Raw genomic sequence first — 19,990 nt, 5'->3', positions numbered from 1 at the left:
ATGAAAACTAAAAATTACCTTTTAATCGCCATTTCGGCAACACTTTTATTCATACAGGCATGTAAAAAAGAAAAGGAGCCAGAAAATACGTCAATAGCAAACTATGCATTAAGTGTTACGGGAGGTGTTTACCCAAGCCAGAAAACATACCTTTTTGGTGCTAATCAATTTCCTACGGGAAACATAGGAACCTCAACTGCGCTTGAGTCTGAAAGTAGCGGAATGATGTTTAAATATGGGAAATTCGTCTACCAAACAACTTTTTTAGCGCCTGCAACACTGAGAAAATTTGAGTTTGGCGCAGATGGCAAGCCTGTAGAAAAAGGTTCTTTTGCCGTTGCAGGATTTAGAACCTTTGGCGGAGTTGATTTTATCAGCGAAACCGAAGCATATGCCAGTGCCAATAGCTATGGTGCTGTACCAAAACTGATCAAGTTCAATCCCACCACCATGCAGATTTTGCAAACCATAGATTTAAGTAGCATACAAAAGCCTGGCACCACAGAAGTTTATTACCAAGGTTTTATTCATCGTGGTAACTACTTATATTTTGGGGTAAACTACCAGAAGAACTTTGCTAGTCTAGAAGACAAAGTATTTATCGCCATTGTAGATCTTACAACTGGAAAATTGTTTAAACTTATTTCTGATGACCGCAGTAGCCAAATGTGGAATGGCGGATCTGAGGCATCATTTAGTCCCAATTTTATGATAAAGGATAGTAGTGGGGACATTTACGCAATGGGTTATGCCAATAACGGAAAACCAAGTGGCGTATTAAGAATCAAGAATAATGAAACGGAATTTGATCCTACCTACTTTTTTAACTTAAATACAGCAACAGGAAAACCTTGTTTGGGATTATTTAATTTTCCAAATGGCTTGACCTTTACGCTTGCCTACAGCCCGACTTCATATCCTTTTGATAGTGATGCAAATTACGACCCGCTTGCTACAGCAGAATACCATAAAATTAATTTAACTACCAAAACATCCTCAGGAAACATCTCGTCTTCGCTACCTAAGTTTTTTGGTAATGCGGCGTTCATGACAAAATGGAACAATGAGAAAATTTATTTTAATGTAGCTGCTGGGAACAGCAACAACATTTATTCATATTTAATAAGCAACGGTACAGTAAGCAAAGAATTTACTTTAAGTGCCGGAGCTTGTAATGGTTTTGCGAAACTCGATTAATTTTTCAACAGGCAGGATGGCAACGTCCTGCCTTTAATTTATACGACTTTGAAACCATCATGAGCAAATCAATCAACAATAATAATCTATATGCTCATGATCGCTTCAAAACATTTAAAAACAAATTACATACTGATGAAAATCTGGTTATTAATTAGACACCAATATAAAGAATGGCATTTAAACAAGCTCTTATATGTTTTTATAGGAAGCATTGCTTGTTTATGGATATTCTGCCTATTTACAGGACTGAATGAATATAAGGCAGTTGCGAAAACAAGACAAATAGCGCAGCATAACGATAGAGAACAATGGCTTAACCAAGGCGATAAACACCCGCATATTGCGGCGCATTTTGGCAACTTTGCTTTTAAGCCAATTAATGTACTGAGTATTTTCGATAAGGGAATTGATGCCTACTCTGGAACATATATTTATTTGGAGGCACACAGGCAAAATGATTTTTTACTTAGCCCAGCACAAAGTTCTTCCTCATTAATTCGATTTGGAGAACTTAATGTTGCGTTGTTATTGCAGTTACTCGTACCACTGTTATTAATTATTTTGAGTTTTAATAGTATCATAAGCGAACGCCTTTCTGGAACACTTACCCTAATTAAGGTAACGGGAATTAGTGGACACCAAATGGTAGTTGCCAAAATTTTGTCCCCTCTTATGCTTGCGCTATCTACAATAGTTGTGCTGTATGCTATTTCATTTGTATTATTTTACTTTTCAGATATAAGATTCACAAGCGAGGATCTAGTCAAAACAAGTTTAATACTAATTGCGTATGGGTGCTATTATTTTATCTTTTTAACGGTAACCATTAGTATAGCTACGTTCAGCAAAACACTAAAACAAAGTCTGATCATTTCATTAAGTGTCTGGATTTTTGCCTGTGTAGTTTCACCAAAGCTATTGGCTAATTTTTCTTCAGCAATCTACACCCTGCCATCAAACACCGCTTTTAAAGAAGCGGTTAGAAATGACATCATAAATGGCATGGATGGACATAACACCAGCGATATCAGGGCTAAAAAATTTACAGCCGACCTTCTTAAAAAACACAAGGTAGATAGCACTAGTCAGCTTCCTGTAAACATTGAAGGCCTCGTTATGATGGAAGGTGAAAAGTATAGCAGTAAAGTCTATAACAATCATTTTGACAGCTTGAGCAATGCATTACAAAAACAGCAGAACATTTTTACTTATGCTAGTTTTTTAAACCCGCTTCTAAGCATTAAAAATCTATCCATAGGTCTCAGTAATACCGATTTATCGAATGAGATAGCGTTTCGTAAGGATGCAGAAATATATCGGATGCAATTCGTTCAAGCCATGAATGAAGACATGGCAAAAAACTCTAAAGAAGGAGATTTTAATACCTATAAAACAGGCAAAAAACTATTTAGCCATATCCCAGATTTTGCGTACAAAAATGCAGACACATTAAAGGTATTTAAAAACCATTTACTAGATTTTATTGCATTAATTTTCTTAATGCTGGTAAGTGTAATCTTAATAAAAATAACGGCACAAAAAATTTAAGAACTATGTTAATTCACACTGTATTTACTTTTGAATGGAAGAAAGTAAAAATGAGCTCTGCATTTTGGATCGCCAATGCCCTGCTATTTTCTATTGCGCTAATTGCATTAATAAATGGAAGAAATATAATACGGCAGCAAAAAGACACCATCGATAAAACCATTGTGAAAGAGAAAAAAGTCTTCGATGGAATTATCAACCAAATGCATTATCCAGATACGAGTAGTGCTGATAAAAAATGGGACTACAGTAAGCTTACTGACCCATCTTGGTCGTTGATTTCGCCAAACAAAAGATGGACAACATTTTGGGAGCCCTCTGCTTCATCATTTATGGCAATTGGCAATAGAGATGTTTATCCCTATTATCACGAAATGGAACCTTTTAGCTTCTATATGCGGTTTTTCAAAAATGAAATAAGCAGTCCATTTAAGCTGCTTTTTGGCAACCTAGATCTGGCGTTTGTAATCATATTTTTATTTCCCCTATTTATGATTGCATTTAAATTCAATATCCGATCGGAAGAAGTGGAAAGCGGTACTTTTGCTCTTCTTGATTCGACTAGTTCGGCATCAAAGATTATTAATTTAAAAATACTTTTTTATTTACTATCAACCCTAATACTGCTCAACGGCATTTTGTTGATTTCAGTTGCCTATTTCGATGATCTCAGTTTATCACAATGGCTTAGTTACAGCGTAACTGCTAATTTGTATATCATAGTTTGGTTTTTGATTATATTTTTGGTCGTACAGCTAAAAAAATCATCGGTACAAACTGCCATATTACTGTCAACGCTATGGATATTTCTCTCCATTGGTTTACCTGCAATTATCAATTCGGTGGCAAATTCAAAATACCCTGTTAGCACAGAGGTTTTTAGTAAGTACATCCGCAGGGTTCAGCTAAATCCAGAACCTATACTTTTAAAAAATAGGTTATCAGCATTCACCAAGCTTTATCCTCAATATAAAAATACAGATACTTCTGACCATTTGCTTTTCAATAAAGCTTACGCAGTTAGCGGCGAATTAAGCGACAGAGAGGCCGACGTTGTTTTAAAAAGCTATTTAGAACAAGTGGCGCAGAGAGAAAATTTTATAAGAAAATGGAACTTTTTAAATCCAGTTACCCAATGCCAGCAATCATTTACCAAGACAACACAAACTGATTTAACTGCATTTACAGAATACCTAAAAAGTGTTAGGGCTTTTGTTCAGTTAATTAAAGAAGATTTAACCAATAAATATTTCACTAATCAGAAAATGACTGTTGACGACTTCAATAACAGACTTTCTTTTAAGGAATATTTATCCATTAAAAGCACTGCAAAAAAATAAAATGCAAAAAAAAACCTGTAAATTCTTTTTCCTTGTTGCTACACTATCGGCAAGCCTTTGTTTACATTCATTTGCACAAGAAGTTGACAGAACAGGCAATTTCCCACCACCTGTTCAGCAGGTTAAATTGCAGGCACTAAGAACCAATACACCGATTACTATTGATGGCAAAATTGATGAGCAGGCCTGGAAGATGGCAATACCAGTTAATGGATTTGTACAAGTTGACCCCAATCAGGGAAAGCCTACCAACTATTCAACAATTGTTAAAATATTGTTCGATGAAAAATACCTTTATATAGCCGCCTATTGCAGCGATAGTATCGGCAAAAATGGTATTCGGGTACAAGATCTACGCAGGGATTTCGGCTTTTTCGATAACGACCTTTTTGGTGTGGCCATAGATCCTTTCAATGGTAAACGCAATGCCATGGTTTTTCAAACTAACCCTTACGGAGCCCAAAGAGACCTACAATCATTTGATGATAACATATTCGATAGGGATTGGGATGCGCTATGGAACACCAGAAGTCAGATAAACGATGATGGTTGGAGCTGTGAAATGGCTATCCCGTGGAAAACACTACGTTACCCGGATGCAAAGGATGGGAAAAGCATCTGGGGCATCAACTTTGTTAGAATTGCAAGAAGAACAAACGAAACCAGCGCCTTTCCTGGCTACCCTAGGAGCACAGATAGCTATAGGATGACCTATACAGCGCTTTTGGAAGGGATTGAACCTCCTAAGCCATCCACCAATATACAGGTAAATCCTTATACGGTAGCCACCTATACAGATCATCCAGATGGAGGCAAGAAACTACAATCTAAATTTGGTGGAGAGTTTAAATGGAACCCTAATGTACACAGCACGGTTGATGTAACGATTAATACAGACTTTGCACAAGCTGATGCGGATAGACAGGTTAACAACCTGACAAGATTTTCTGTTCTTTTTCCCGAAAGGAGACAGTTTTTCTTAGAGAATGCTGGATTATTTGATGCCGGAAGTGTGGGTAATTTTAAACCTTTTTTCAGTCGTTCCATAGGTTTAGACCAAAATGGCGACCTTATACCTATCGATGCGGGCTTGAGGTATACCGATAAAAACACCTCATACAGTTTGGGTGCCTTGTACGTACATCAAAGAAACGACAACAATTCTCTCGCTAGCAATATTGCTGTTGCAAGGCTCATCAAGAATTATAGTAAAGCAAATAATATAGGCCTGCTGCTAACTGGAAACCAGCAACAGGCAGATAATGGAACATCTAATGGTAGCGCCTCGATAACAGGGTTTAATAGAATTAGCGATAAACTTAGCCTAGACTATACATTCAGCGGCACAAAAACAAAGGGTATCACACCTGCCGATGGTGTCGCAGCTACCGCCAAACTGAGCTATAACAGCAATGGTATGGGCTTATTGTACAGTACTACCTTTATTTCTAACAATTATAATCCAGCGCTCGGTTTTGTAGCAAGGAACAATTATATCAATAACTATCTGGATGTGTACTTATTGAGAAGAAAAGTAAGTTGGCTACCAAAATTTATAAGGAGTTGGGAACCTGGTGTAAGTTTAGATAGCTATCAAAATCCTGCAAACCTAAACCTACAAGAAGCATTGATAAAAGTCTATCCCATCTTTCTGGTTTTTAATGATGGTGGCAAATTAATTGCTTCGGCACATTTTAACCTGCAACGTTTAGACCAGGAATTTAACCCATTGGGCTTAACCATACCGAAAGGAAGTTATAACTATACGCAGGCAAACCTCGAATACTACAGCGACCGTAGCAGTAAGTTCTCTTATGGCATCTACCTCAATCATGGTGGATATTACGATGGCAATATCTCCAGTTTTACAGGAAATGTAAGGTATGCACCTCTTGCTCAACTGGCGTTTAGTATCGATTACGAATACAATAAATTGAAGAATATAGGTATTGATAAAAATGATTTAACTACACAGCTTGTGGTGCCAAATGTAAGGATGGCATTAAACCCTAGGTTACAGTTTAACCTATTTTACCAGTACAACACGGCAACCGCAAGCAGCCGGTGGAATTCTCGGTTTAGCTGGGAATACAGACCACAATCCTTTATCTATTTAGTATATAACCAACTGGGGCAAACTGGTCTACATCAGCAACAAACCATTGCGAAAATCAGTTATCTCAAACAATTTTAATTAAAACACATGAAGAAATTACCAATAACCATATTAAGTGGCTTTTTAGGCAGTGGCAAAACAACGCTGCTTAATCACATCCTACATAATAAGCTCAACCTTAAAGTTGCCGTGATCGTAAACGACATGAGTGAAGTAAACGTTGATGCCAACACCATTAACAGTGGTGGTACTTTATCAAGAACTGAAGAGAAATTGGTAGAAATGAGCAATGGTTGTATTTGCTGCACACTGCGAGAAGATTTGATGATTGAAGTAGAAAAATTGGCAATGGAAAATCGTTTCGATTACATCTTAATTGAAAGCAGTGGAATTTCTGAGCCTATACCCGTTGCCCAAAGTTTTTCTTTTGTTGATGAAGAAAATGGAATTGATCTCTCCAAATTTAGCTATGTAGATACCATGGTTACCGTAGTAGATTGCTTCAACTTCTCTAAAGACTTTGGAACCGATGAGCTTTTGGTTGATAGAAAACTGACCGATATGGAGGGTGATAACAGAACCATTGTGAACCTTTTAACAGAACAGATAGAATTTGCGAACGTAATTCTACTCAATAAAATTGATTTAGTGTGCGAAACCGAAGTCGGCTTGCTAAAAGCGGTGATAAATAGACTTAACCCAGCTGCAAAAATTATAGAGAGTTGCTACTCCAAAATCCCTATCAAAGAGATTATCGATACCAGGATGTTTGATTTTGATACCGCCTCTCAATCTGCCGGGTGGATTAAAGAATTGGAAGGAACACACCTTCCAGAAACTGAAGTTTACGGAATTTCTTCACTGGTTTATAGAAGTAAGCAACCCTTCCATCCAAAACGTTTTATGAAGTTTTTACAGGAAGATTTTCCTTCCAACATCATCAGGTCAAAGGGACTGTTTTACATTGCTGATCAAAAAGACCAAGCCATGAATTTTTCTCAAGCAGGAGGGTCATCAAAATTGGAGCCAGCTGGTTTATGGTGGTGCAGTATGCCTTATTCAGAGAGAATGGAATATGCCGATTTTGCCATGAACCAAAAAGATATAGAAGCCAGATGGGACAAGGATTTTGGAGACCGAATGAATGAACTCGTCTTTATAGGACAGGATTTGGATAAAGGATTATTAAGCAATGAGTTAAATTCTTGCTTGCTCAATGAAATGGAATTAGTTGATTTTAAGAAAAACAAATAAAGACAAAGGTTTAACATAAAAAATGCGGCGGAAAACCAACCCCGCCGCACTACTACTGCTAACTTAAACTAATTATAATGAAGATCAAATATACTAAATAATTTATTAAAAGCAACAATGTTGCATTTATTTTACAATCCTAAATAATTGCTTTTAACAGCTCCAGAGAGGACAAAATATAACAAAATGGAAAGAAATATTAGTGCTAACGGTATCGAATTGAGAGCAGACAACCATAATGCAACATTATTGCATTTATATTTGTCTCATGAAAACTCGAATTCCTTCAAACCTGCTCGACCGCACTGGTATGACAGCCTCTATTGCTTGCGCCATTCACTGCGCAGCACTTCCCATCATCGCATCTTTACTTCCACTTTATGGGATGGAGTTTCTTTCAAATCCATTGTTCGAACTAGCGATGTTAAGCCTTTCTGTATTAATCGGTATTTCTGCGCTCTTCACCTCATACAAAATACATCGGCAAAAACTACCTTTTATGATTTTAATGCTGGGATTTATTTTCATCGCTTGTGGACATTTATTAGCTGGGTTAGAAGCTTTTTTAATTCCGGTAGGTGGTGTCTTAATCGCTGCTTCACATCTACTTAATATTAAGCTTAATCATAAATGCAGGAAAGATCACCACAATTAATCATACAATGATGAAAACAACAAACAGAAAAATTTTTATCGCCATGCTTGTCATTATTTCCATTCTACAACCAGGATGCAAACATGACCATAGCAAAAAAATAAATGCAAAAGATATCTATCAACTTTACCTGAAAAGCCATGTTAGAAAATAGTGCGGTGATCCAAACGGTCGATATGCATCACCAGTTTGGCAAAGGAACTAGTCTTCATTTCGATGATTGGAGGGTAGAAAGAAATCAACATTATTTGTTGCTAGGCTCATCTGGCAGTGGAAAATCAACACTACTGCATCACATCTCAGGTCTGTTAAAGCCAACAAACGGAAATATATACCTCAATGGGATTGATATCTATTCCCTTTCCGAGCGAGAGCTGGATACATTTAGAGGGAGATATATAGGCATTGTCTTTCAGCGACCGCATTTGATCAAAAGCCTAACTATCGGCCAGAATTTACTTTTGGCACAGGGAATGGCAGGTTATAAAAGTGACATCAAAAGAATCAAAGAGGTATTGAGTTCTTTAGACATCAGAGAAAAATTTAAAAGTAGTACAGAAGAGCTTAGCCAAGGTCAGCTTCAGCGTGTATCTATTGCAAGAGCCGTAATTAACCGTCCTAAGCTGTTAATTGCCGATGAACCCACATCTAGCCTAGATGATTTAAACACAGAAAGCGTAATGGAGCTCTTACTTCAGCAGTCTGTACTTAACAAAACCACCCTTGTAGTGGCTACACATGACCAAAGGATCAAACATTTCTTCACCAATACTTTTCAACTATGAACGCACTGATGATTACTTGGAAACATATCACTTCCAAAAAACTATCTTCATTTCTAAGTATACTGTTAATTGCATTTGGCTCGGCTATACTTTGTGTTTTGTTACTTGCGGCAGCGCAAATTTCTTCCAAGCTAGATCGAAATGCTAAAGATATTGATTTAGTGGTTGGCGCCAAGGGAAGTCCGCTACAGTTAATTCTTTCCAGTATTTATTACATCGATTTTCCAACGGGAAATATACCGCTTATCGAAGCACAAAAAATAATGAGTAGTCCCTTTGTTAAGCGAGCTGTACCGCTAGCACTTGGCGACAACTACAACGGTACCAGAATCGTTGGAACCGATACCAACTTTATCGCCCTCTATGACCTTTCGCTGCAAAAGGGGCAATTTTGGAAAGAAGATTTCCAGACTACTATCGGAGCCGATGTAGCAGAGGTTAATCAACTAAAAATTGGGGATAGCTTTTATGGTGCGCATGGATTAACAGGCAGTTCTGACGTACATAAGGCACATGCCTATAAGGTTGTTGGGATACTTAAAAAACAAGACAATGTAACTGATAATCTGATAATGACCAATGTAGCCAGCGTATGGAAGATGCACGATCCAAAGGATGAGGAAAAGCAAAAAGAACCCCACTCTACAGTAGAAAAGAAAACTCCTGAAATACAGGATCGCGAGCTTACTTCTATTCTAATCCAATACAGATCGCCAATGTCTGTAGTGATGTTTCCAAGAATGGTTAATGCTACAACGAATATGCAGTCTGCTTCACCTGCAATGGAAAGCACAAGGCTCTTCTCCCTTATTGGGGTTGGTATAGATACGCTACAGTGGTTTGCTGGATTGATTATGGCCATTGCAGGCATCAGCGTTTTTGTAAACCTCTATAACTCACTCAAAGAACGAAGTTATGATCTAGCGATTATGAGGGTACTCGGCGCCTCAAGGGCAAAGTTGTTTTTGATTGTCATATCTGAAGGTATAATCCTAACCCTAATTGGTACAACACTTGGTATTGCGCTCGGACATGCTGTAGTAGAGTTAATTGGTCACTTTCAGGATAACGGACAGGCAAAACTTACTGGACTGATCATGATAAGCGGAGAGTATAAACTCTTGATAATTGGACTAATAATTGGCATAATTGCTTCATTAATCCCATCTTTTCAAGCTTACCGAAGCAACATATCGAGTACATTGGCCAAAAATTAGATCAATCAAAAAACAATATGTAAGTCAATTTATCACAGTATTTTGGTTGCTCAAAGTAATATGATTAACCTTGTAAACTGATTGCAAATTTGTATCAGTTTACAAGATGAAACGAGATCCTAACAAGCTACTGATTGATAATAAACTTAAACAGACCCGTCCGAGGTTGCTTGTTCTCGAACAAATTATTGGTAGAAGTGCTGCTGTTTCGCAGCCAGAACTTGAAAAGACATTAAAGCAAGAGGTAGATCGTGTAACCCTTTATCGTACATTAACTACCTTCGAAGAAAAAGGAATTTTGCACAAGATCATGGGTAGTGATGGAAAAGCTAACTACGCAATGTGCGATACAAAATGCACCATCGATCATCATCAAGATCAGCATCTGCACTTTAGCTGTAGCACTTGCCAAAAAATTTATTGTCTTGATATCCAAATCCCGAATATAGCTATCCCAAATCACTTTAATGTGGATGCCATGCAAGTAATGGCAACTGGCACTTGCGAAACCTGTTCTAAAAAGCCTAAGTAAGAGTGATTTCAAGGAAATAAATTCGCTAGGTATTTCTTCAATATATTTAGGAATTTCTTCCATTTTATTGCAACTTTGATGCATTAAAAGAAAAGCCATGAAGCTTAAAATCCTTACTACATTTTTTATGATGTTGTTAGTAAACAACGTTATTGCACAGCAAAAAAAGCACAATCCAAAAGATCAGGTTTCCTCATTGAATTGGGATATTATAGGTAGCATAAGATATACCTTAAACGATAAAAATCAATTAATTGCAAATTTTTCTGAGTCTATGGAGAGATTCAAAAATAAAACTTTTGAACTTGAAGGATACCTAATCCCAATTAAAAACAAAAGAATGCATGATCGCTGTTTACTTTCCCCGCTCCCAATCAATCAATGTTTCTATTGTGGCTCTAACGGTGTACCTGCAATGATTTTGATCGAAATGAAAAAGCCAATACCCTATTCTGAAAAAACCATCCATATTTCGGGTATTTTAAAACTCGCAGAAGGCGATAATAATGTGCCTGTATCATTAATTCAAGCAGAGACCTTTGAGAAATAATAAAAAAAATGATAGGCAACCCTTGAAAAGACGACCCTATCAGATTTTAAAAAATTATAAACTTTCAATTTTTTAATGCAACTTTGTAGCAGTGGTAAAAAGTAAAAAGACAACTCGGAAGAAATTAGGTTTCATCAATCAGATGATTTCCCTTCTTTTGTTATGTGCTATTTTTTCCATTACCACAATACAGGCCTTTCATTATCATAAAGCGATTTCCGAAAAAAATATCTCAAGAACTACTTCTTATGATATACACGTTGAAAATTGCGCAATCTGTGAATTTTTATTGCATCAAAAAAGCAATGAATACCTGCCTTCAAACCAGATTTCGTTAGCCTACTTTCTACCAGAACCAACAACAATTGATGGAACAATCCATTCTGCAATATATCCCAAAGCAATAGCTGCCTTTACCAATAAAGGTCCCCCAACTACAGCATAAGTATCATTTCAAAACCTAATTCTTAGGTTGTAATTAAAATCAAACCATTTTTTTGAATACGGAAGGAGAAATCCTTTTAAACACTATGTATAGAATTTTCTTATGCATTGCATTTTTTGCAATGCCATTCATTGCCTTTTCCCAAAAAAGCAAAACCATTTTACTTAAAGGGAAAGTGCTTGATTTATCTAATTCCAAACCCCTTTCGGGGGTGTCTATCCAAGCTTTGGGAACTCAAAATTTTAAGTTCTCGGCTGATGATGGGTCATTTGAGCTCAGACTTAAACAAGATGGAAATCAAAGTATTAGTTTTTCGCTACTCGGCAAAAAACCCATTCAACAGGATTTCAATCTAAAGAGCGATACTACTATTGTGATCTATATGGAAACGCTGTCCCTTGCATTGAAAGAAGTAGCAGTAACCGCAGGCAGAAGAAAGGTGGGGTCATCATCGGTTATAGATAAAACAGCCATAAAAAATACCCAGCCAACAAGTCTTGCAGATGCTTTACAGTTGTTGCCTGGCCAACTCGCACTCAATCCTGATCTTTCTTCCGCACAACAGATCAACATCAGGCAGGTGCCTTCTAATACCGATGCTGCTAGAGCAAATGCGCTTGGAACGGCAGTCGTATTAGATGGCATCCCATTTTCCAATAATGCAAACTTGCAGACCAATGTAAATATCTTAAATTCATCACCAGGTGCACTTGCTCCATTTTCTTCGGTAGCTGGAAGAGGTAACGATCTTAGGCAAATCCCAGCAGACCAGATCGAAAGTATAGAAGTAATACGGGGTGTGCCTTCTGCCAGATACGGAGATTTAACAACTGGCGCTATATTGGTAAATACCAGAGCTGGCGTATTTAGGCCACAATTCACTACTCGGGTTAATCCAAATCTTATCGAACAATCCGTTGGCTTTGGTACTAAGCTCAAAGGAAACCAGGGAATTCTGAGTTTTGATGGGAATATCAGTTACTCCGAAGAAGACCCAAGAAATACCTTATCTCAATACACCAGAATAAATACACAGTTTACCTGGAGCAGGCCGTGGCTAAACCAACAATTATTTACCACAAATAGAATTGCAATATTTAGTACGCTCGATAATGCAAAACAGGATCCAGACGACCTTCGCTACCAGCGAAAAATATACAGCAGTGATAAGGGGATCAGGCTTTCGAGCAGCGGCAAGTTAAATACGGCGAACTCGTGGTTTTCTTTGTTAAGTTATGATGTTGGTTTTAGCTATACCAACCAGAAAAGTTTAGTGCAGGAACTCATTACCAGAGATCTTTTCCCAGTAACTGATGCCACAACCAACGTTACACAAGTTGGAAGATATGGAGAAGCAGAATATTTGAGTATTGTAAATACTTCTGGAAAACCACTTTCACTCTATGGAAGGCTTGAAGGAACGATTTTTCGCACTACAAAAAATACAGGTAAAAATCAATTCTCAAATCAAATGGTAGTTGGTGCGGAGTATCGTTATGACGGCAATAATGGGGATGGCAGATTATTTGACCCAACACGACCACCCAGACAGAACTATAGTATGGGCGACCGTCCCCGAAGCTATGCAGACATCCCCTCCCTCTTACAGATTTCATACTATGCAGAAGATAGGATAACGACCAATATATTCAACAGAGAGGTAAATTTTAATGCTGGATTAAGATATGACAACATACAGCCACAAAACCCATTCAAGGGAGATTATGGTAATATTTTGGCGCCTAGATTAAATATTGCCATAGAAACTATTAAAAATCTTAGGCTAAAGGCTGGTTATGGAATAACGGCTAAAGCACCTACGCTGTCCTATATGTACCCAGGCGATCGCTATTTCGATTTGGTAAACTATAATTACTATGCTACCAATCCTGCCGAAAGGTTAGTGGTATTAACAACAGTGGTTTTAGACACCAAAAACGAGGAGCTAAAATCTTATCAATCTGAAAAATTTGAACTGGGACTTGACTACGACTTCAAAGGATTTATAGGTTATCTTACCGGATTTAGCGAAATAACTACCGGTGCATTTGGCACCGACCGAAAAGTTGTTCCATTGTCGGTTGCCAAATTTGGAGCAACAAGCTTTCCCATCGGACAACCACCAATATTAAATCCAGTACCCTTAAAATACGATCCTTTTTTTGCAGCAGTAGATATTACCAGCAACAACCGTAGAATAAAAAACACTGGGATGGAATTTCAATTTGACACGCCACCCATACAGCAGATCAATACCAGCTTTAACTTTACAGGAGCTTGGATACAAACCCAGAGCTACGATGATGGAAATGTAGCTGATGCTGCTAGGGCTGTATTTACCAGTGTTACCCCAAAGCGAATTCCAATTTTCCGTTCGGGATTTGGCAACAAAGGAGAGCGCTTTAATACGAGTGCAAGGTTTATTACAAGGATTCCAAAATTAAGGTTCCTGGTAAGTGGCCTTATCCAAACCATCTGGAAAGATACCAATCGAGGTCTAGATCTTAGCCCTTATGCTGTTGGATACATCGATCAGCAGGGAAGTATCACCTACCTCACAACAGAGCAGGCCATGGAGGCACAATACACAGATTTGCGGAGATCACTGTCTGGTACTGTTGCGCTCACAAATAAGCCGCCACCTTTATGGCTTTTCAATATCAGGGTTACTAAAGAATTTAAAAGCGGAAGTGGGCTTTCCTTTTACGTAAACAACTTACTTGCTGATCGCGGAAATTATTTTAATGTCAATACCCAGGCTTACACCACTCGCAACCAAAATCTTTTTTTTGGAGCTGAATTTACTATCAATTTATAACTATAAAATACATAAAATGAAAACACAAAAATTTACTTTAATCCTATTAATTGCCGTAGCCACTACCATTTGGGGCTGCAAAAAAAGAGATGGCAACCTTGTACAAACGGCTACCGTTAAAATCAATGTAAACTATCCAGATAACTATAGCCAAAAAGCTGTAGCCAATACCGAAGTTAAGCTAATCAATAAAGGTAGTGGTAGTTCTATCACTGGTTTTACCAATTCTACAGGAGTAGCTACATTTTCAGATGTTGTACCTGGCACTTATGACATTTCTGTGAACAAATCACTTAGTGCAGCTGAGTCACTTACACTTACTGGTGTATCCCAAGCGCTCGTACTCAACGCAGCTAAGACCGATGCCGTAATTTCAGCACCACAGTCGCCAGAAATAACACTACAACTCTCAGGTTCTGCCGCAGGAAGTTTACTCATCAAGGAAGTTTATTATACTGGTTCAAAGACAGCATCTGGAGGAACTTATTTTTCAGATCAGTTTGTAGAAATTTACAATAACTCTACCGATATAATTTATCTTGATGGATTGTGTATCGCTGATATTTATGGGAATTCTGGGCTAATCAATCCAACTTCACTTCCAACCGCATTTAACACCGATAATACCAGTAGTTATGCCGGAAATGTTTGGAGAATTCCAGGGTCGGGAAAAGAACGTCCGCTTGCACCGGGAGCTAGTATCATTATTGCCCAAGATGGGGTTAACCATAAGGAAGCCACGCTTAATCCAAATTCTCCAGTTGATCTTTCTAAGGCAGACTGGGAAACCTATAACGAAAGGCCAGATAATCGCGATGCAGATGCGCCTGGAGTTCCAAATCTTGAAAAATTGTATTTTACTGGTGGATTTGATTGGCTACTGACCGTTTTCGGTCCGGGTTTGGTCATATTTAAAACAGACGATTTTAGCAAATTGACGATGGCCAACATTCCTGGCAGCACCAGTACCACTACTTATGTTAAAATTCCAAACACCTTGGTAATCGATAGTTTTGAAGCTTTAAAAGATGCATCGAGCGGTAGTTTTAAGCGTTTGCCTGTTGCTATTGATGCAGGTTTTGTATTTGCAAGCGATACCTATACTGCTGAAAGTTTTAGAAGAAAAGTGGCTACTACCATCAATGGAAGAAGAGTACTTCAAGACACGAACAACAGTGGTAACGATTTTCAAAAACTTACTACACCAACACCAAAAGGATTTTAAATAAATGACAACTATCCTTTTTAACCCTTCATTAGGATTGGCCATTTGGTCAATCCTAATGACTTGTTTCCTGATCTTAATCGGCTTTTTGATTTTCAAACTATTAAAGAAATGAGGAAATCTATTTACGCTATACTTAAAAGAACTGGGTTTTTACTGTTGCTGATGATGAGCGCAATTTTGTCTGCAAGGTCACAGTCAAAAACAGATAGCTTGCTCTCATTGTCCCTGGGCATTGGTAATAATGCCTTTTCGCTTTCTTCAAATCCGATATTTATCCGCCATACGGCGATACCCACATTCGCTGAAGTTGGTTTAAGGGCTGAACTCACAAATGGAACTTTTAGGCGACCGCAAGATTTTAAACGGCAGCGCAATTTTGGCTTTGGAGCAACTGGACTTAGCAAGGTGGGAGATTGGCTATTCTATGGTTCGTTTAGCTATGGAAAAAATTATAGGGATAGCATTAAGTATGCAAATGTTGCTAGACCTTACAGCGGCAATCCGTTTATTACTGCTGATGCAGTTGGTGGAAATTGGCGAGGCGATGGGTTGGATGCAAGCTTACAAATTGTAATGCCGAGCACTAAGAAATGGCAAACAGCCATAAAGCTAGATTATGAAACCGAGCAAAACTCTAGAGATAATGATCCAAAACCGCTAAACAGGTTATTAAATTATACCATACAGCCATCATTAGCCTATAAATTCGGATTGTACAATACCCTATCTATCCTAGCGGGTTATAGCTATATGGATGAAATGGTTGAAACTGGTTATTATGCAGATCAAAATCCCATTATTTACAGTTTAAGGGGTTATGGAGAATTTACGGCAGGCCCTGTTGTTACCGCACAGCGATTTACCAAAGGATATGGTTATTTATTCGGGGCGGATTACCTTTATAAAAACGATGTAGAGTTTCTTTTCGGACTGCGGTATGGCTACCAAACCCAAGATGTAAACGATGGTATAGCAAAGCCAATTTTTATTGGTGGTTTGGATGAATTTAAGGGAGAAGCATTTGCCAGTTACACAAGTGGATCAAATCAAAATGGATTTAACGCAAGCGCTAAGGCTTGGTTCAGAGATGGAACTGGTTTTGATCCTGTTTTTAGCGCAATTAACCCAGCTTACTATTTTTCTGGAGTGGATACCAAAATAGCTTATTGGAAAAAACGAGATAGGTATATATTCAATTTTGCAGTCTATCCTGGATTAAGTTATACCAACTACAATGAAGGTATCGCAAAAACGGATTGGACAAGTGTGATGCTTCATCAAGATGCAGGATTTTCAATGATCAATCAGCTCACCAAAAAAACCACATTTGGTGGCGAACTAAAATTAGGTTACCATTTTAACCTTCAAAAAGAAATCATCATTAATCGCCCAACGCAGCTTTCGCCCATTTTGGTAACACCATATTATCAATTTGCATCTGCCGATTACCTCAAGGGAGCTTTCAACCTTTCGGTTACCTATCGCAACGCTAATGTATCCTATCAGTTAAAAACTGGAATTGATTTGGTTAATACGGTTGATTTTGGTAGCAGGAGTATTGCAAACTTATCACTTAACTTAATTTTTTAAAATGAAAATACAATACAGAAATCTTTTATCCATACTGTTAATTGCTATCGTTACAGCCTCATGTAGCAGTACACGAATGTCTCAGCAATCGAAGCGCTACGCTAGTACCTATAAAAAGTTGTCGCAAACCGACAAACAGCTTGCTGATACCCTGATTAAGAAGGTACTCGATAACGAGGGTCTGTTTACAGTTGTTAGCGGGCTTAAACCAATGAGCAGCGTAACAGAACTTTACCTCAAGATTACCACTGCGGATACGCTTCGTCGAGGAGATCGTAGGATTACAGATACCACCAGTGAAGACCTTAAAAAATTAAAACGCTATCAGCAGATCGTAAATTCGCTCAATTTTGGGGATTTAAAATTTATGATTAGCCCTTATCGCATTACACAGAAAGATTCACGCCCAATACAGATTACGGTAAATCGAAGGTCGCTTGTAGATTCGCTCTTAAAAGCCGAGCAATCGTTTTTCGGACAGTTCGGTTTTGTTCCAGGCACCAGCCCCGAAATCTTAGTAAATACAACTGAATACGAGCATAAGTACAACCGCTTTAGGGCCTACGGTTACCTGTTCGGCTATCCAGAACATGCAGTTGATTTTTTTACTGTGGCTTCTATCAGTAATGACAAAACTGGCGTGTTCGTGAAACGGGACTTTTTCCAGATTCCAGTATTCAGCGCCATAAGGGGGCATTTTGTATATGCCGTTCCACAAGGCTACAAACCCGACGAAGTTGACAGTACCATCCTGAACAGGGCTAAATTTTATCTACTACAATATGAAAAGGTAAGAAAGAAGTTCCAACGTGCCGACGGATCTGTCGAATATTACAAATTACTGAAGAAACTAATCAAGAATGCAGCATAAGAAAATAGGCTTTTTTACGGCATGCGCATTGGTTGTAGCAAATATGGTTGGCACTGGGGTATTTTCGAGTTTGGGCTTTCAGGTTGCTGCACTCCCCTCAGTTAGTGTGCTTTTGTTGCTATGGCTTTGTGGGGGCATAGTTGCCTTATGCGGTGGGTTAAGCTATATTGAGTTGGCACGTTTATACCCTGGATCGGGAGGAGAATACCATTACATCAGGTCGGCCTATCCAAAAGTGCTCAGTTTTTTCTCGGGTGGCGTGTCCATATTTGCAGGATTTGCTGCGCCCGTAGCGCTAGCTGCTATTACCTTCAGTAAATATTTTGGGCAATTTTATACAGGGATTCCCGGAAAATGGCTTTCCATCATCCTAATAAGTATTGTTACTGCTTTCCACTGTTTTAGTTTAAAGCTAGGCAGTGGCTTTCAATTGGCTACAACAGTGATTAAAGTTATCATTCTACTCATGTTCATCGGCGCTGGCCTATTCTCTTCGGAACTTGCAAACCCTCTTGATTTAGGCATAGCCCAGTTCGACCTAGTTGCGAGCAAGGGCTTTGCCGTTTCGTTGGTGTATGTATCCTTTGCCTATTCGGGGTGGAATGCTTGTGTGTATATTTTTAGCGAAATCAAAAACCCTGAAAAAAACATTTCCAGATCAATCTTGATCGGCACCGCAGTGGTTACCATCTTATATGTACTCTTAAATTTTGTCTTTCTGAAAACAGTTCCAATAAAAAGTTTGGACGGAGTGATTGAGGTTGGAGCTGTCTCGGCCAAAGCTATCTTTGGTCCTTCTGGAGGGAAATGGATGGCAATTATTATCTCTCTGCTTTTGGTTTCCACAATCAGTGCGATGGTTTGGGTGGGACCACGGGTAATTGATCGGATGTTTTGGTGGAAAGATGGGCAAGAAAGCACAAAAAAAGTAGAGGTACCGCTCAAAGCAATGTTTCTTCAATATGTGGTAACTATGGCCCTGCTCATTACCGACACGTTTGAAGGGATACTTATATCAGCAGGAGTATTACTTTGTTTGAGCTCCTGTTTATGCGTTGCCATCCTTTTCTTTAACAAAAGGCAGATTTCTTTTCAAAGAATGATTGCACCGACTTTCTTTTTGATAGCAAATATTTATACAATGGTGGTACTTCTCACTTAAACTAATTATTAACGGCGATAAACTTAAGATCGAAAACACAAAATGAAATATCTCATCACAGGACTTATTATTTTGTTAACTGGCATTGGCCTAGGAATTTTAGAAGTGATGGAAATCATACCCGATCCAATGACATTTGTGGAACACCACCGTCCAATAGGTATTAAAAAACTACTGGCTCCCTATCTTGTTATGTGTGGGATGATTATCACATTTGTGGGTGTCATATCAATTTGTTACAATCGCCCAAAGAAGAAAAGAAACTATTTAGGCAGATAACTGTTATTTTCCAATATAATTTTCGTTAAATTTGGATAATTGAGGATTTACAATAAATGAAGAAAAAAGGTTTGTATAGATTGGTTACGTTAGTATTGCTTTTTGCGATGCAACTTTCCATTTTGCCTTTTTATCAGATTTTCCACAAACATCATTATTCTGCCAACGAAAAGCAAGGTCAAACAGTTGTTAAAAAGTATGAGAAACCATGTTGCCATCCATTTGAGGTAACCTTCGAAACTGATTTACCTAGGCACCTCACCTTTGTATGCGATAAGCCTATTCCAGCATCATATCTTGATTATTCAAATCCAGAATTTTCAAATCAATTTTTTCATTTTTCAAATAAAGCACCTCCTGTAACAACAGTATAAACACTCTTTATATTGCTTTTACTCAT

Annotated in this window: 18 protein-coding genes; all 18 read left to right on the top strand. The window is 38.1% G+C overall.

What is annotated here, in order from left to right:
* The 18 genes from ACFOWA_RS19540 (at window position 1) to ACFOWA_RS19455 (ending at window position 19,964) form a co-directional block, all read left to right on the top strand.
* The gene (locus ACFOWA_RS19540; RefSeq protein WP_378988561.1) at window positions 1–1,197 is read left to right on the top strand and encodes a hypothetical protein; all 1,197 of its coding nucleotides are present in this window, start codon (window positions 1–3) and stop codon (window positions 1,195–1,197) included.
* Window positions 1,198–1,332: 135 nt separating this feature from the next.
* A complete protein-coding gene (locus ACFOWA_RS19535) occupies window positions 1,333–2,748 on the top strand; it encodes a DUF3526 domain-containing protein (protein ID WP_378988559.1) in 1,416 nt (471 codons plus the stop codon).
* 5 nt (window positions 2,749–2,753) lie between these two features.
* A complete protein-coding gene (locus tag ACFOWA_RS19530; protein ID WP_378988557.1) occupies window positions 2,754–4,088 on the top strand; it encodes a DUF3526 domain-containing protein in 1,335 nt (444 codons plus the stop codon).
* 1 nt (window position 4,089) lies between these two features.
* Window positions 4,090–6,282, top strand: a complete 2,193-nt coding sequence (locus tag ACFOWA_RS19525; RefSeq protein ID WP_378988555.1) for a carbohydrate binding family 9 domain-containing protein — start codon at window positions 4,090–4,092, stop codon at window positions 6,280–6,282.
* A gap of 9 nt (window positions 6,283–6,291) precedes the next feature.
* The gene (locus ACFOWA_RS19520; protein ID WP_378988553.1) at window positions 6,292–7,458 is read left to right on the top strand and encodes a GTP-binding protein; all 1,167 of its coding nucleotides are present in this window, start codon (window positions 6,292–6,294) and stop codon (window positions 7,456–7,458) included.
* 268 nt (window positions 7,459–7,726) lie between these two features.
* Entirely contained in the window at window positions 7,727–8,113 is a 387-nt protein-coding gene (locus ACFOWA_RS19515) for a MerC domain-containing protein (protein ID WP_378988551.1), read from the top strand.
* Window positions 8,114–8,289: 176 nt separating this feature from the next.
* On the top strand, window positions 8,290–8,898 hold the full coding sequence (locus tag ACFOWA_RS19510; protein WP_378988549.1) for an ABC transporter ATP-binding protein: 609 nt from the start codon (window positions 8,290–8,292) through the stop codon (window positions 8,896–8,898).
* Window positions 8,895–10,115 (top strand): ABC transporter permease, encoded by a 1,221-nt coding sequence (locus tag ACFOWA_RS19505; protein ID WP_378988547.1) that lies wholly within the window; start codon window positions 8,895–8,897, stop codon window positions 10,113–10,115. Before ACFOWA_RS19510 ends, ACFOWA_RS19505 begins: the two co-directional genes overlap by 4 nt.
* Window positions 10,116–10,221: 106 nt before the next feature.
* Window positions 10,222–10,647 (top strand): Fur family transcriptional regulator, encoded by a 426-nt coding sequence (locus tag ACFOWA_RS19500; RefSeq protein WP_378988545.1) that lies wholly within the window; start codon window positions 10,222–10,224, stop codon window positions 10,645–10,647.
* 97 nt (window positions 10,648–10,744) lie between these two features.
* Window positions 10,745–11,197, top strand: a complete 453-nt coding sequence (locus ACFOWA_RS19495) for a hypothetical protein (RefSeq protein ID WP_378988543.1) — start codon at window positions 10,745–10,747, stop codon at window positions 11,195–11,197.
* 91 nt (window positions 11,198–11,288) lie between these two features.
* Window positions 11,289–11,642 carry a hypothetical protein gene (locus ACFOWA_RS19490; protein ID WP_378988541.1) on the top strand — a complete coding sequence of 118 codons (354 nt, stop codon included), beginning with the start codon at window positions 11,289–11,291 and terminating at the stop codon, window positions 11,640–11,642.
* An 85-nt stretch (window positions 11,643–11,727) separates the two neighbouring features.
* Window positions 11,728–14,460, top strand: coding sequence for a TonB-dependent receptor (locus ACFOWA_RS19485; RefSeq protein WP_378988539.1), 2,733 nt, complete (start codon window positions 11,728–11,730; stop codon window positions 14,458–14,460).
* Window positions 14,461–14,476: 16 nt separating this feature from the next.
* On the top strand, window positions 14,477–15,685 hold the full coding sequence (locus ACFOWA_RS19480) for a DUF4876 domain-containing protein (protein ID WP_378988537.1): 1,209 nt from the start codon (window positions 14,477–14,479) through the stop codon (window positions 15,683–15,685).
* A gap of 111 nt (window positions 15,686–15,796) precedes the next feature.
* A complete protein-coding gene (locus ACFOWA_RS19475; RefSeq protein WP_378988535.1) occupies window positions 15,797–17,278 on the top strand; it encodes a DUF6850 family outer membrane beta-barrel protein in 1,482 nt (493 codons plus the stop codon).
* Between the two features lie 118 nt (window positions 17,279–17,396).
* Window positions 17,397–18,149, top strand: coding sequence for a hypothetical protein (locus ACFOWA_RS19470; RefSeq protein ID WP_378988533.1), 753 nt, complete (start codon window positions 17,397–17,399; stop codon window positions 18,147–18,149).
* Window positions 18,139–19,311 carry an APC family permease gene (locus ACFOWA_RS19465; protein WP_378988531.1) on the top strand — a complete coding sequence of 391 codons (1,173 nt, stop codon included), beginning with the start codon at window positions 18,139–18,141 and terminating at the stop codon, window positions 19,309–19,311. The genes ACFOWA_RS19470 and ACFOWA_RS19465 overlap by 11 nt, the downstream gene beginning before the upstream one ends.
* A 42-nt stretch (window positions 19,312–19,353) precedes the next feature.
* Complete coding sequence (locus ACFOWA_RS19460; RefSeq protein WP_378988529.1) at window positions 19,354–19,590, top strand: hypothetical protein; 237 nt, start codon at window positions 19,354–19,356, stop codon at window positions 19,588–19,590.
* A gap of 56 nt (window positions 19,591–19,646) precedes the next feature.
* On the top strand, window positions 19,647–19,964 hold the full coding sequence (locus tag ACFOWA_RS19455; protein ID WP_378988527.1) for a hypothetical protein: 318 nt from the start codon (window positions 19,647–19,649) through the stop codon (window positions 19,962–19,964).
* The last annotated feature ends 26 nt before the right edge of the window (window positions 19,965–19,990 follow it).

Origin of the sequence: Pedobacter lithocola, from assembly GCF_042650845.1 — a bacterium.
GTDB classification, from domain to species: domain Bacteria; phylum Bacteroidota; class Bacteroidia; order Sphingobacteriales; family Sphingobacteriaceae; genus Pedobacter; species Pedobacter lithocola.
Note: the sequence above shows the minus strand (reverse complement) of the source record. Positions and strands in the feature narration are given on the sequence as shown.